Annotated in this window: 13 protein-coding genes; 1 reads left to right on the top strand and 12 read right to left on the bottom strand. The window is 57.9% G+C overall.

Annotated elements, in window-relative coordinates; all coding sequences use genetic code 11:
- Positions 1–64: 64 nt before the first annotated feature.
- The 9 genes from asnS to surE all read right to left on the bottom strand — a co-directional run bounded on the left by asnS (position 65) and on the right by surE (position 7,756).
- Entirely contained in the window at positions 65–1,363 is a 1,299-nt protein-coding gene (asnS, locus tag EL26_RS05745) for an asparagine--tRNA ligase (RefSeq protein WP_038085471.1), read from the bottom strand.
- A 49-nt stretch (positions 1,364–1,412) separates the two neighbouring features.
- Positions 1,413–2,630 (bottom strand): acetate/propionate family kinase, encoded by a 1,218-nt coding sequence (locus EL26_RS05740; RefSeq protein ID WP_038085470.1) that lies wholly within the window; start codon positions 2,628–2,630, stop codon positions 1,413–1,415.
- Positions 2,627–3,496 carry a 3-hydroxyacyl-CoA dehydrogenase family protein gene (locus tag EL26_RS05735; protein ID WP_038085468.1) on the bottom strand — a complete coding sequence of 290 codons (870 nt, stop codon included), beginning with the start codon at positions 3,494–3,496 and terminating at the stop codon, positions 2,627–2,629. Before EL26_RS05735 ends, EL26_RS05740 begins: the two co-directional genes overlap by 4 nt.
- 114 nt (positions 3,497–3,610) lie before the next feature.
- Positions 3,611–3,757, bottom strand: coding sequence for a hypothetical protein (locus EL26_RS25355; RefSeq protein ID WP_161780666.1), 147 nt, complete (start codon positions 3,755–3,757; stop codon positions 3,611–3,613).
- Positions 3,758–3,889: 132 nt separating this feature from the next.
- A complete protein-coding gene (locus EL26_RS05730; protein ID WP_038085466.1) occupies positions 3,890–5,398 on the bottom strand; it encodes an AAA family ATPase in 1,509 nt (502 codons plus the stop codon).
- On the bottom strand, positions 5,395–5,937 hold the full coding sequence (locus EL26_RS05725; protein WP_038085464.1) for a hypothetical protein: 543 nt from the start codon (positions 5,935–5,937) through the stop codon (positions 5,395–5,397). The genes EL26_RS05730 and EL26_RS05725 overlap by 4 nt, the downstream gene beginning before the upstream one ends.
- A gap of 274 nt (positions 5,938–6,211) precedes the next feature.
- Positions 6,212–6,772 carry a hypothetical protein gene (locus tag EL26_RS05720; RefSeq protein ID WP_038085463.1) on the bottom strand — a complete coding sequence of 187 codons (561 nt, stop codon included), beginning with the start codon at positions 6,770–6,772 and terminating at the stop codon, positions 6,212–6,214.
- A 19-nt stretch (positions 6,773–6,791) separates the two neighbouring features.
- Positions 6,792–6,971 carry a DUF4264 family protein gene (locus EL26_RS05715; protein ID WP_038085461.1) on the bottom strand — a complete coding sequence of 60 codons (180 nt, stop codon included), beginning with the start codon at positions 6,969–6,971 and terminating at the stop codon, positions 6,792–6,794.
- 26 nt (positions 6,972–6,997) lie between these two features.
- Positions 6,998–7,756 (bottom strand): 5'/3'-nucleotidase SurE, encoded by a 759-nt coding sequence (gene surE / locus EL26_RS05710; RefSeq protein ID WP_038085459.1) that lies wholly within the window; start codon positions 7,754–7,756, stop codon positions 6,998–7,000.
- Between the two features lie 137 nt (positions 7,757–7,893).
- Between surE and EL26_RS05705 the strand changes: the two genes are divergently transcribed.
- The gene (locus EL26_RS05705) at positions 7,894–8,103 is read left to right on the top strand and encodes a hypothetical protein (protein WP_038085456.1); all 210 of its coding nucleotides are present in this window, start codon (positions 7,894–7,896) and stop codon (positions 8,101–8,103) included.
- A gap of 254 nt (positions 8,104–8,357) precedes the next feature.
- On the opposite strand, the gene EL26_RS05700 is transcribed toward EL26_RS05705, so the two are convergent.
- The 3 genes from EL26_RS05700 to EL26_RS05690 all read right to left on the bottom strand — a co-directional run bounded on the left by EL26_RS05700 (position 8,358) and on the right by EL26_RS05690 (position 13,325).
- Positions 8,358–10,016 (bottom strand): S-layer homology domain-containing protein, encoded by a 1,659-nt coding sequence (locus tag EL26_RS05700; RefSeq protein ID WP_038085454.1) that lies wholly within the window; start codon positions 10,014–10,016, stop codon positions 8,358–8,360.
- 108 nt (positions 10,017–10,124) lie between these two features.
- Positions 10,125–11,852 carry an alpha-amylase domain-containing protein gene (locus tag EL26_RS05695; RefSeq protein ID WP_052036034.1) on the bottom strand — a complete coding sequence of 576 codons (1,728 nt, stop codon included), beginning with the start codon at positions 11,850–11,852 and terminating at the stop codon, positions 10,125–10,127.
- Between the two features lie 168 nt (positions 11,853–12,020).
- Positions 12,021–13,325, bottom strand: coding sequence for an amidohydrolase (locus EL26_RS05690; protein ID WP_038085451.1), 1,305 nt, complete (start codon positions 13,323–13,325; stop codon positions 12,021–12,023).
- Position 13,326: the final 1 nt, after the last annotated feature.

The following is a 13,326-nucleotide window of genomic DNA, read 5'->3' as shown; positions in this document are numbered from 1 at the left end:
AGAAGCGGCCGCCGCATAAAAGTTTCTTCTTTTTCTACTGTCTACTTGACGGGGCTATGACCAATTACGGGTAGAGTCTGTACAGCAGACGCGGCATCATGATCGTCTCGCGGACATGGTCGAGGCCGCAGATCCAGGCGATCGTGCGCTCCAGACCGATCCCGAAACCGGAGTGCGGCACGGTGCCGTACTGGCGGAGTTCGAGGTACCAGTTGTAGGACTCGCCGAGTTGGTGCTCTTCATAGCGAGACTTCATCAGTTCGTAGTCATGAATCCGCTGCGAACCGCCGATGATCTCGCCGTAGCCTTCCGGTGCGAGCAAGTCCGCGCCGAGGACGACGGACGGGTCTTCCGGGTCCGGTTGCATATAGAACGCTTTGATGTCGGCCGGCCACTTCTCGACGAACACCGGGAGATCAAAGTGGTTGGTCAGCTCCGTTTCATGCGGAGCGCCGAAGTCTTCGCCGTACGGGAAGTCGTGGCCCTTCTCTTGAAGGATTTGCACCGCTTCTTTGTAAGTGATCACCGGGAACTTCTCGTTGACCACGCGCCACAGCGCATCGGTGTCGCGCTCCAACGTCTTGAGTTCTTGCGGGCAGTGTTCGAGCACCCACTTGATCATGTGCTTGACGAACGCTTCCTGAATTTGCAAATTCTCCGCATGCTCGACATACGCCATCTCCGGCTCGATCATCCAGAACTCGATCATGTGCTTGCGGGTCTTGGATTTCTCGGCGCGGAAGGTCGGGCCGAACGAGTAGACTTTGCCCAGCGCCAGTGCGGCTGCTTCCATATAGAGCTGGCCGGATTGGGACAGGTACGCCGGTTCGCCGTTGACGTATTCGATTTCAAACAGGTTGGTCGTGCCCTCTGCGGACGACGGGGTCAAGATCGGCGGGTCCACTTGCGTGAAGCCGTTGTTGTCGAGGTAATCGCGCATGCCGCGGATGATTTCCGCACGGATTTTCAACACGGCGCGTTGGCGCGGCGAACGAATCCAGAGATGCCGGTTGTCCATCAGGAAGTCAACGCCGTGCTCCTTCGGGGTGATCGGGTAGTCTTGGGTCACCGCGACCACTTCAACGCCCGTCACGTTCAACTCGTAACCGGATGCCGCGCGCTCTTCGGCGCGAACGGTGCCGGTCACGCGAACGGAGGTTTCTTGGGTCAGACCTTTCGCAGTGGCAAACAGTTCTTCCGAAACGTCTTGCTTCGCGATGACGCCTTGAATGAACCCGGTGCCGTCACGCAGGTTCAGGAAGCCGATCTTCCCGCTGAAGCGCTTATTCCAAAGCCAGCCCTCGATCAGAACTTCTTGATCTACGTACTGGCCGATCGTTGCGATAGTAGCTTTCGTCGTCACGTTCGTATCCCCTTCGATTAGTTCTTATGTATCAAAATTCATGATAGCACTATTTTCTCCAAGATTCCAGACCGGAGACCAGCAGTTGTGTGTCGCGGGCGATCATCAACTCTTCGTTGGTCGGAATCACGCACACCGTCACGCGCGACGAAGGCGTCGAGATGATCCGCTCGCCCTTCGCCGATTCGTTCGCTTGCACGTCAAGCTCCAGCCCCAGATACGTCAGATGATCGCAAATTTTGCGGCGCAACAGCGGCGAATTCTCCCCCACGCCCGCTGTGAACAGCAGCACGTCCACTCCGTTCATCGCCGCCACATACGCGCCGATGTATTTGCGGATGCGGTACTCGTACATGTCAAACGCCAGCGCCGACCGCGCGCTCCCTTTCGCCCTTGCTTCCGTGATCTTGCGCATGTCACCCGAGAGCCCCGAGATGCCGAACAGCCCGCTGTGGCGGTTGAGCATCGAGAGAAACTCCTCCTGCGTCAACTCTTCTTTGCGCGTGATGTACTCTTGCAGACTCGGATCGAGGTCGCCCGAGCGCGTGCCCATCATCACGCCCTCCAGCGGCGTCATCCCCATCGACGTGTCGATCGAGCGCCCGTTCTGAATCGCCGTCACGCTCGCCCCGTTGCCGATGTGGCAGGAGATCACCCGCAAGTTCATCAGATCGCGATGCACCAAAAACGGTACCCGCGACGACACATAGCGGTGCGACGTGCCGTGAAATCCGTACCGCCGGACTTTATGCCGCTGATACAGCACATAGGGAATCGGATACAGATAGTGCTCCGGCGGCATCGACTGGTGAAACGCCGTGTCGAACACCGCCACTTGCGGGACACGGGGCAGCACGTCCTCGATCGCTTCAATCCCCTGCAAATTCGCCGGGTTGTGCAGGGGGGCCAGCTCCGCATTCGCCCGAATCGCCGCTTTGACTTCCTCCGTCACGAGCGTGGAGAGCGCAAACTGCTCGCCGCCGTGCACCACGCGATGCCCGACCGCCGTGATCTCCTCAACGCCGGCCAACACGCCGGAATCGTGCGTGACCGCTTGCAGCACGAGGGACAGCGCCTCCCGATGGTCGAGAATCTGCACGGTGGACACGCTCTCTCCGCCCTCCGGCCCTTCCGTTTTAAACGAGTGCACGGCATCGTCGCTGCCGATTTTTTCAATGCCGCCTCGGATCAACACGTTCTCCTCCGGCATGCGGAACAGTTGGTATTTCAGCGAGGAACTCCCACAGTTGAGCACGAGGATGTTCACACCCGCTCCCCCCATTCGTCATACTGAAAAAACCCCTGCCGCGCTTTGGTTCCCAACTGTCCGCCCCGCACCAGTTTGCGCAAGTACGCCGCCGGCCGGTAGCGCGGCTCCATCGTTTCATGAAACAGAGCGTCCAGCATGTCCACCACCGCGTCCAAACCGAAGCGGTCGGCGAGCTCCAGCGGCCCGATGTGAAAGCCGTACCCGTGCTTCATCGCTTTGTCGATGTCCTCCGCCGTCGCCACGCCCTCGGCGTAGATCAACACCGCTTCGTTGATCAGCGGCAACATCAAGCGCGTGGTGATAAAGCCCGGCGATTCAAACACCTGCACCGCCTGCTTCCCCAGTCCCTCCAAGAAGCGAAACGCCGCTTCCGCCGTACGCTCCGACGTCTTCAACCCGCGCACGACCTCCACCAAATTCCGCTGCTCGACCGGAAAGTGAAAGTGCAGCCCGATCACCCGTTCCGGATGCGCCGTCTGCACCGCCAATTCGGTGATCGAGAGCGTGGACGTGTTGCTTGCGACCAACGCCTCCGGGCCGACTTCTTGCTCGATGGCGAGGAGCAGGTCGGTTTTTTCCTCGAGATTCTCCCAGATCGTTTCGATGACCACTTCGCAATCCCGGAGCAACGACAGGTTGGTGCCGAGGACGATCCGCGAGAGGATCGACTTCTTCTCCGCCTCGGTGATGCCCCACTTGGCGAGACGATGGTCCAGCGAGAGTTCCAGCCCCAACTTGGCGCGCTCCAATTCCTGCTCACTCCGATCCAGCAGGATCACGTCGATCCCCTTTCCCGCTATGGCAGCCGCCAATCCCTGCCCCATCGTACCGGCACCCACGATGCCGACTTTCTGTACGTTCATAAACGCCTCCTTGCTCCTCTGCACGTCATGCTTTTCACTAGGATACCCAAAAAGTACAACGTTTGAACAAAAAAAGACCTGCCCCCTGGGCAGGTCTTGACTTCCCCTCCATCTTCAATACACGATCAGTCGTTCCTCCGTCTCTTTCTTCTTGCGTTTCGGCACGGTGCTCTCCGCAAGTCGGCGAGTTGTCAAGAAGTACAGCAAAACCATTGCGGCCGCCACTACAAGTAATAATAACCAAAGAGTAAATGCTGTCATAAAACAACGCCCCTCCCGAGTGTGAACTGTATAGTCAACGTTAATATAAGTATTCATTTATCACAAGAACAGCATACCACATCTCTTTCAGATTTACCACGAATTAGTATGCATTAAAAAAGCTCCGGCGATTTAAACCGCCAGAGCTTTTTCTTCTTTCTTATTCACAACGAGCCAAGCACGGAACGCATCCCCGGTCATGTTCTCTTCGCGCACCAGTTGCTCCGACAGCGTGCGGATGCCTTCTTGGTACGGCGCGAGCATGTCGCGGGTCATGTTCTCCACATCGGTGAAGATGCGGCGAATCTCTTCATCGAGGATGTTTTTCTGCAAGTTGTCGATGTCGACGATGCCGAGGCTCGACAACCCGCAAGCCACGATGGTGCGGGCCATGTTGGTCGCTTGTTGAATGTCGCCTTGCGCGCCGGTGGAGCGGTTGCCGTAGATCAGTTCTTCCGAGACCGTGCCGCCAAGCGCCACGATGATCTGGTTGATCAGTTGATCTTTGGTGTAGAGATAGCCGTCCGATTCCGGAACTTGGCGCACGAAGCCGAGCGCGTTGCCGCGCGGGGCGATCGTGATGTGCGAAACGGAGTTCGTGCGAACCAGCTCTGCGGTGATCGCGTGGCCCAGTTCGTGCACGGCGACGCGTTCGAGCTCTTCTTGACGCGGACGTTTGCCGGTGCGCTCGCCGAGCAGCACTTTGTCGACCGAATCGCGGAAGTGCAGTTGCTCCACGACCGATTTTTCTTCGCGCATCGCGAGAATCGCGGCTTCGTTGCACAGCGACTCCAGTTGCGCGCCGGAGAAGCCGTACGTTTCGCGCGCGACTTGTTCCAAGTCCACGCTGTCCGCCAGCGGCTTGTTGCGGGTTTGGATCTCCAGAATCGCCAGACGACCGGCTTTGTCGGGAAGATCGACTTTGATTTGACGGTCGAAACGGCCCGGACGAATCAGCGCCGGGTCGAGGATGTCCAGACGGTTGGTCGCCGCCACGACGAGCACGAACGGAGACGCGGTCGTCCCCATGCCGTCCATCTCGGTCAGCAGTTGGTTCAAAGTCTGGTCGTACTCTTGGTGCGACGAGTTCGAACCGCGCTTGCCGCCGATGACGTCGATTTCGTCGATGAAGACGATGGCGGAGTCCTTGCCTTCTTTTTTGGCTGCCATACGTGCTTTTTTGAACAGTTCGCGCACGCGGGACGCACCGACACCGACGTACATCTCCACAAACTCAGAACCGGATGCGGAGACGAACGCCGAATCGGTGTAGGTCGCCGCCGCTTTCGCCAGCAAGGTCTTACCGGTGCCCGGAGGGCCCGTCAAGATGATGCCTTTGAGCGGACGAATGCCGAGTTCCTTGATTTTATCGCGGTGGCGCAGGAAGTCAAGCGCTTCCATGATCTCGCGCTTCGCCATGTCCTGGCCGCCGATGTGCTCAAACTCCACGCGGTGCGACTTCGCCACTTCGTGGGAAGCGCCTGCGGTGGCGGATTTGTTTTTGTCAAGCAAGATCGCAATGGTAAACAGAATCGCCACCAACATCAAGATCGGCAGTACGTTAAAGTGGAAGTTAAACCCGACAAACGCCGCGACGGCGATCCCGATGCCGAGAATCATCTCTTTGAAGTATTTTTTCATAGCGCCGTCCCCCCTTGCAGGAGCGAGTAAGCCGTTTGCTCATGATACGGCAGCACTTCGTAGAGGAAGCGGCCGTTTTTTTGCAGTGCGACGAAAATATATTGGTCGTTCATCGAAATTTTCGCTTGCGTGCCATCGTGGGACGCCGTCTTCTCTGCGTCTTGGATCATTTGCGGAAATGCGCCGTTGGCGATGCCGCTGTAGAGAATCGGTTGGATCGTTTGGTACTCTTTCTTGAGGTCTTCCCCGCGGGTGTCCACGAGTTCCAACTTCACGGACGAGCCGAGCGATTGTTCCGCGACGGTTTGCAGGTTTTCATACGTGGATTGCAGATCGTCCACCGGTTTGACGGTGATCTTCAGCGTGCGATCCGCGCCGTCGACAACAGATTCTACTTGGGTCACGGCCGGGTCTGCTTTCAGTTGTTCTTCGAGGGGGCGTACCAAGCCGAACTTCGCGTACATCTCCCAACCACCGAACAACAACGAAAAGGCGACCAACAGAGAAACCATGACCGGTACGATGCGAATTCGAGACATCGATACATCCCTCCTCGTTGACTGTTAACATAATGTCACCATTATAGCACACGTCCCGAAGCGGATGTTTAGGAGTCTAGAGGAAAAAAAGCACGCTGCCGACTCGGGGTTGGCAGCGTGCTTTGTAAAAAAAGAAACGAAGCATCAGGGCTGTGACAGGGCGTGTTCATATGCTGCCTCGGCTTGATGCGCAAGGCGTGTTCACATGGTTACCTCGGCTTGATGCGCCGAGCGTATTCACGTAGGTGCCTCGGTTCGAGCAACTCGGAGTCACCTACTTCGGCTCGGTGAGCAGGGCTTGCCACAGCACTTCGCCGCTTTTGAAATCAAGGTAGGTGTAGCCGGTGTCGCCGTTTGCCATCTTGCCGTAAATTTCCCAGACGAATTTGCTGGGCGCGGTTTTGTACTCGGTTTCCAGATCCGGCAGCACGGGCCCCGGCGTGGCGTGGATCACTTCCGCGACCGGTTGCAGCGGCTGGTCTTTCAACTCCGGCCGCACCAAGTCCTTGCTCCAGACCGGCTTTTGCGCCGCGGCGATCGCTTTGTCCTTGGAGAGCCCTTGGTCGGCGTACGTCATCGACAACACTTTGCCCTTGGCCGTCCAGACGTACACCTGACGACCCTGTTTATCAGGCCCGGCGAAAAAGAACCCTTGTATCCCGCCGGTATAGGGCGATGCTTCCTTCACCTGATTCAACACGGTGTTGTCCAATGCCGCCTGCGCGTCCGCATCCGCCCCTTCATACTGGGCAAATGTCACCTCGCGCACGGCAAAGACGGCTCCCGCGATCAGAACCGTCAGCACGAACAGCGAAATCCAAATCGTTTTCTTCATGCCGTCTCGTTCACGCTCGTTACTGCTGTTTCTCCTCGTACACGATCAGTTGCAGGTCGCCCTCTTCCTCGCCCTTGCTGAGACCGAACAGCAAGTTCCAGTCTTTCAACGTGTGGTTCAAGAAATCGACCACCATATAGAGTTCAACAGGGTTGGGCAAGTCAACGTTCGCAATCGTCACGCGTTCCGTGGTTTCCATCGAGCGCTCCTCCTCTGTAAGTTCCGTTAGTGAAGCGACCAAGTCTTGAGGGTGTCGATCATCCTGCGGTGCGTAAAATCAAAATGCACCGGCGAGACGGAGATGAAGCCCTCGCGAACCGCGCGGATGTCCGCGTCCGGCTCCTGCTCCAACTTCTTGAGCGGCCCGGCCAGCCAATAATACGAGACACCGCGCGGGTTGGTGCGCTTGTCGTAGTGGTTCTCGTAGCGTCGTTTGCCAATGCTTGTGATCCGCACGCCTTGCACCTCACGGGGCAGAAGCGGCGGGTAGTTGACGTTGAGGATCGTGTCCGGTTCGATGCCGTTCTGAAGCACCTCGCCGATCAGACGCTTCGTGAATTCCGCAGCGCCCTGGTAGTCGAACGGTTCGCTTCCGCACTGCGAGACGGCGATCGCCGGAATGCCTTGGATCGAGCCTTCGATGGCGGCGGAAACCGTTCCGGAGTACATCACGTCATTCCCTAGGTTGCTCCCGGCGTTGATTCCTGATACGACGAGATCGGGTTTGACGTCCTTCATCAATTCGGTCACTCCGAATTTTACGCAATCGGCCGGCGTGCCGCTGAGTCCATAGGCGTGAATGCCGGGGCCGAAATCGTGTTCTTCCAAGAAGAGCGGCTTATGTAACGTAATGCCGTGACCGGCGGCGCTGCGCTGACGATCCGGCGCGACAACATACACTTCTCCGATGGCTGCAAGCTCACGAGCCAACACGCGGATGCCCTCCGCTCCAATGCCATCGTCATTGCTGAGTAAAATTCTCATGCTGTCACTCGCTCCTTTCCTTGCCCATTGTACCATGAAGGGGTGGATACGTCTGCCGTCCGAATGGTAAAAAGCAATCAACATAGCAAACGGGGGGGCGGCAATACTAACCTCACCACACCAAGGGGGTGAACCGGATGACAACTTCCACTGCGTGTACGGTTTCCGCCGAGGGCATCAGACGGTTTGCCGAGCTGATGGCGGACGAATTGGGTCTCACCGACTTGGTCACCGCCGAGCGCTGGGCAAGTCCTGGTATGAAGAACCGATCCTTGCCGGTTCAAAAAGTCAAATGCCGTCAAAACCAACTTCGCTTGACAACATCGTCTGGCAAAAAAGGAAATTGATCCTTCTCTCTCATCAGTACCTTACCCGCTCGGAAAAGTGACTATACATGCCCGGACTCTGCGCCGGGTGCTCGTGAAAAAGGCCCCCTGCCGCGAATGGAACCGCGCGCGGCGGAGGGCTTTTTTTGTTTGTAGAACGGGGGCTTGCTAAGAGAACCTCTGCACGCGAATCGGGTGCGGATTTTTCGTGCAAAGAGTGCTTGTCGAAGAGAGTTCTTGTACATGCTCGGGGGCGGATTGGGTTCTTTTTTTGCTTACTTGGACCGTTGGGCTTTGATCCAAGTTTGCCATTCGGCGTTGAGCTGTTCAGAAGTCTTGCCAAAGACGCGGGGCAGCGTTTCGTGGAGGCGCTTTGCGTTTTCCGCATCGTGAACGCCGACGGTGCCTTCTTGGTACGGGTACTCCCCCAGCGCTTTGACCAGTTCGCGGACTTTCTCTTCGCCGTACGTCTTGGCGAAAAACGTCACGATGTTGCCCGCCGTGTTGTAGTAGTTGCTGATCTCCAAGTTGTCGGTCAAAGCTTCGAGGTTGATCGTTTCCAACTTGGCGATCGAGTTGTACTCCATCGGAAACACCGTGACTTCGGAGCCCTCGGGAGCCGCGTAGTACGTGGCAAGTCCCTCTGCCAACCAGTACGGCAAGTTGTTGTTGGAAAGTCCGATCGTGAGTTCATGCACCATCTCATGCTGAATCTTGCTCCGGTACTCCCCTGTCGCGCCGGGCTTCGAACTGAGTTTGATCGATTCGCCGTACTCATACCACCCGGCAAACTGCCACGCAAACGACAGCTTCACAGACTGGCGCAGTTGCTCCGGATCGCGGTAGAGCTTGATGTCCAGTTGATGACCGGGCGGCGTGTCGTGCGGATAGCGGGTTTGCAAATCCGCGTACGCCGCTTCAGCCTCGTCGCGGACTTTTCTTGCCGTGGCTTCGTCCTCCTTCGCAAAGTGGACGACGAAGTGTTCCGAAGGCAAGCTGTAAAAATTCTCTCCGGCGTCGAAGATCCCCTCGCCGTAAAACTTGTAAGCTTCGTGGTACGTCAAGTCATGAGGCTTGCCGTCCAGCGTGTAGGTTTGGTTCAACGTCACGTCGATGTGCATCGGCGGACTGACTTCCAAATGCACGATCTCCACGCGGTAGTCGCGGATGGAACCGGCGGTCAGGTCTTGAAACCAGTGCGTTTGTTCCACGCGGGTGGTCGCGAGGGTTTGGTCCGGGTCGAAGGTGGCGAGGAATTTCGCTTGGTCGTGTTCTTGAATCGCTTGCAGGCGTTGGTTCAAGTTCTCCCGCACGCCTTGGTACAGGAGGGCGTTGTTGATCACAACCGCCGCTTGCTGCCGTTCCGCCAAGCCCAACGGGTTGAACGCGGTTTCCGTGTCGCCGTGCATGAGCCCGAGTTGAAGAGCTGCTTGTACAGCATCGCGCGCCCACGGAGAGATCGCATCCCGGTCGGTGACCGTTCCGTTTTTTCCCTGCCCGGTTGTGTCGAGTTTTATTGCGCGCACCAGCGTGGCGGCGAGCTCTTGGCGGGTCAGCGGTTGCTCGGGGTGAAAGTTGCCGGTTTCATCTCCGACCATCAGACCGGCTGCGGTGACCGCTTGGATGTAAGGGGCACTCCAACCGGTTGCGGAAGTGGCAGGGGTCGGGAGTTTCATCATCTTCGCCAACACGACCGCCATCTCTTCCCGCGTCAGAGTGGCGGTCGGATGGAAGTTGCGCTGGGTGTCTCCCTGCATGATCCCCTTGCTGTCGAGCGACGCGGCGGCGGTCATGGCGTAAGACGCAAATTGATCGTCATCGTTAAAAAAAGAAACACACCCGCACGCTTCTGCTTTCGGCGCGTACACCGCCGTGGCGGCCAGCAGGGTCGTTGCCGCCAGCCACATGTTCCAATGCTTCCTCCAGAGCTTCATCCGGTGATGGCCCTCCTCTTTTTATGATTATTTACAAAATTCTACCATTTCACAACGCGTCCGTAAATGAAAAAACCGCCGCCTGCGAAGAGACGACGGTTTTTTCGATTATTGCTGCGGTGCGGTGTAGGTGGTTTTCAGCCAGTAGTTCGGTTTTGCGTTGGCGGACGGCGTGGAGTAGCTGCGGATCTTGAACGTGTACCAACCGGTGGTGGTCGGCGTGTAGGTCAACGCCGTGCCTTGCGCCGTGGTGTTGTAGTACGTTTTGGTCGCCGCGACGGCGCCCGTGGTGTTGTCGAGTTCCAAGTAGATGTTGGTCGACGCGGTCCAAGACGCGGTGTCGTAGTAGAGCGCCGCCGTGATCGGTTTGCCCGATTGCGCGTAGATGCGGCCGACTTGCACAAGTTGGGTGTTGTCCGCCGGTTTGATGTCGAGGTCTTGCGCGCCTGCGAACTCTTGAGTGACGGCGTATTGCGTGGTGCCGAACGTCCCCGTGATGCCCGATTTGGAGTACGCCACATACGAGTTCGCCGGAATCGTGATCGTCGCTTGGCCGCTGGAATTCGTCACCACGTCGCCGGAGTGCCCGGTGTAATCGTGGAGCGTCACGCCCGCGCCAAACCCGGTCGCGACGGTGATCGTCCGGCTGGAAGATCCGTTGTCGTTGATCGCCGCCAGCAGATGGTTGCCGCCCGTGCGCTCGTACGCGAACACGTCGGAGTCTTTCCAGCGCTGGGTCGTCGATCCCGAGGCGATTTTTTCATGAATCCAGATCAAGTTGTCGATCGTGGTCTTCATGCCGTAGTTGTAGTAGTCCTTGTAGAACACGGTCGGATAGCCTTCGGAGGTGAGGATGTAGGCGTACGCGAGCGCTTTGTTTTTGGTGATCGCGCTGTCACGGTCGGTGTCGTGGTTCTCGACGAACGTGACCGCCGCCCCCGGATTGATGCCCGCAAGACCCGCATGGTCGAGGCGGCTCATGTCGTAGTAGCCGCCGGAGTTGCACATGTTTTTCAACTCTTCGCGCAGGGAGAAATCAAACGCCGACGCGCGGCCGCCCGTCGCGGTGGAGCTCCACCAGTTCAACGTGTCGCGGTTGGAATCGTAATACTCGCCGACTGCGAACTTGCCCGCCATCGCGCCGTAGTTGAGGTAGTCCTTGATAAACGTGTAGGAGTAGCCCTTCACGTAGTCGAGGCGGTATCCTTGGATGTCGAGCGCTTTGGTCATCCAGTCCCCCGCCGATTTCAAGTTGCTCGCCACATACGGACTGTCGTGCGCGAGGTCGCGTCCGAACGAAGAGTCATCGTTGGGAACGTTTGCATCTTGCGCGTTATAGCCCGGATGGAAATCGTATTGGCCCTTGCCGAAACGGCCGCCGCCGGCGTTGCCGTACGCGTCCTTATAGGAGAAAATCCAGTTGCCGCTGTCGCCGTTGCGGTGGTTGTTGACGATGTCCACATAGACGTCGAGACCGTTGGAGCGCATCATCGCGACCGATTTTTGCAACTCTTCGCGTGTGCCCCAGTGCGTGGCCACGCTGCCCATCTGGTCTTTGGAGCCGAGGTCGTAATCGTCAAACGGATCGTAGCCGTTGGAGTAGCCGCCCGATGCGCCTTTGATCACCGGGGGAATCCAGACGGCGGTGAAGCCGGCGTTTTTCAATTCGTTGGCTTTGCTGCCGAGGTTGTTCCACCACGAGGTGCCCGACGCCGTGGCGTCCCAATAAAACCCTTGCATCAACACGCCGGCAGACGCCGGTTGCGCCAACAACGACCCCAGCAAAACGGCCGGTGCCAGCACGGTGAACGCTTTTGCCATACGCTTCGTTTTCATAGTAGGTGCCTCCCTTGTATCTCTCTGTGCAAACGCTTTCACGCTTGCTACCTACTATATTAGATGGCGGCGTTCCTTCTCCTTCTCGCTATTCAAAAAAATTTTGAAAAAAAGACCCGGCCCTCTAACAAGGGCCGGGTCTCTGGTTCTCGCGGTGTCGAGTTGGCGTTATTCTGCGTACAGACGCTCGCAGATGCGCTCGATTTCGGCGTAAATTTTCTTCTCGTCGAGGGTGAGCACGCGGCGGTCCTTGACGAGTTGCTTGCCGTTGACGAACACGTCGGTCACGTCGCGGGAGTTCGACGCGTACGCGAGGTGCGCGATCATGTTGTGGCGGTGCGGGTAGTATTGCGGCTGCTCGATGTCGAGCAAGATGATGTCGGCCAGCGCGCCCGCTTGGAGCGTCCCGAGCGTGTCTTCGAGAAACAGCGCCTTCGCGCCGCCGTTGGTCGCCATCTGAACCGCCTGAAACGCGTTGACGGCAACCGGGTCAAGGTTGACGCCCTTGTGCAGCATCGCCGCCATGCGCATTTCTTCGAACATGTCGAGGTTGTTGTTCGAAGCCGCGCCGTCCGTGCCGAGGCCGACCGTCAAGCCCGCTTCGAGGAACTTCAGCACCGGAGCCACGCCGGAGCCGAGTTTGAGGTTGGAGTCCGGGTTGTGCGCGATGGTGACGTTGTGTTTCTTGAGGATCGCGATGTCTTCGTCGGTGACGTGGACGGCGTGCGCCACGAGGGTCGGGTTGTTGAACATACCGACTTCCTCAAGCAGCGCGACCGGCGATTTGCCGTAGCGCTCGATGCAATCTTGCACTTCCTTCACCGTTTCGCAGAGGTGGATTTGCACCGGGCGTTTGTTCTCCGCCGCGACGTTCGCCGCTTCGGCGAGGTAGTCTTTCGGGCAGGTGTATTCGGCGTGCGGGCCGAACATCACGTTCACGCGGCCGTCCGCTTTGCCGTGCCAGTCCTTGACGAACTGCACCGCTTGGTCCTTGAGCTTCACGCCGTTTTCCGGGTCGAAGCCGACCATGCCGCGCGAGAGAACGGCGCGGATGCCCGACTCTTCGGTCGCTTGCGCCACGCGGTCCATGAAGTAGAACATATCGGTAAACGTCGTGGTGCCGCCCTTGAGCATTTCGAGGATCGCCAGTTGCGCGCCCCAGTAGATGTCTTCGTCGGTCATCTTCGCTTCAATCGGCCAGCAGCGCTCTTCCAGCCATTGTTGAAGCGGAAGATCGTCCGCGTAGCCGCGCAACAGCGTCATCGACGCGTGACCGTGCGTGTTGATCAAGCCCGGCATCGCGAGCTTGCCCTTGGCGTCGATCACGGTGTCAAACCCGTCAAGAGAACCCGTGTACGCGCCTGCGCCGACTTCCGCTATGCGTTGATCTTCGATGATGATGTAGCCTTCCTTATGGTAAGAATCGTCCACGACCGGTATGACGACTCCGCCGTGAATCAGGGTGCGTGCCATA

It is taken from the genome of Tumebacillus flagellatus (genome assembly GCF_000714935.1).
Classification (GTDB): domain Bacteria; phylum Bacillota; class Bacilli; order Tumebacillales; family Tumebacillaceae; genus Tumebacillus; species Tumebacillus flagellatus.
Note: the sequence above shows the minus strand (reverse complement) of the source record. Positions and strands in the feature narration are given on the sequence as shown.

Coding starts and splice junctions, on each gene's coding strand:
- EL26_RS05705 (WP_038085456.1), top strand. CDS start 7,894: ATGACAACTTCCACTGCGTGTACGGTTTCCGCCGAGGGCATCAGACGG.
- EL26_RS25355 (WP_161780666.1), bottom strand. CDS start 3,757: ATGACAGCATTTACTCTTTGGTTATTATTACTTGTAGTGGCGGCCGCA.
- EL26_RS05700 (WP_038085454.1), bottom strand. CDS start 10,016: ATGAAGCTCTGGAGGAAGCATTGGAACATGTGGCTGGCGGCAACGACC.
- EL26_RS05695 (WP_052036034.1), bottom strand. CDS start 11,852: ATGAAAACGAAGCGTATGGCAAAAGCGTTCACCGTGCTGGCACCGGCC.
- EL26_RS05725 (WP_038085464.1), bottom strand. CDS start 5,937: ATGTCTCGAATTCGCATCGTACCGGTCATGGTTTCTCTGTTGGTCGCC.
- surE (WP_038085459.1), bottom strand. CDS start 7,756: ATGAGAATTTTACTCAGCAATGACGATGGCATTGGAGCGGAGGGCATC.
- EL26_RS05730 (WP_038085466.1), bottom strand. CDS start 5,398: ATGAAAAAATACTTCAAAGAGATGATTCTCGGCATCGGGATCGCCGTC.
- EL26_RS05715 (WP_038085461.1), bottom strand. CDS start 6,971: ATGGAAACCACGGAACGCGTGACGATTGCGAACGTTGACTTGCCCAAC.
- EL26_RS05720 (WP_038085463.1), bottom strand. CDS start 6,772: ATGAAGAAAACGATTTGGATTTCGCTGTTCGTGCTGACGGTTCTGATC.
- EL26_RS05735 (WP_038085468.1), bottom strand. CDS start 3,496: ATGAACGTACAGAAAGTCGGCATCGTGGGTGCCGGTACGATGGGGCAG.
- EL26_RS05690 (WP_038085451.1), bottom strand. CDS start 13,325: ATGGCACGCACCCTGATTCACGGCGGAGTCGTCATACCGGTCGTGGAC.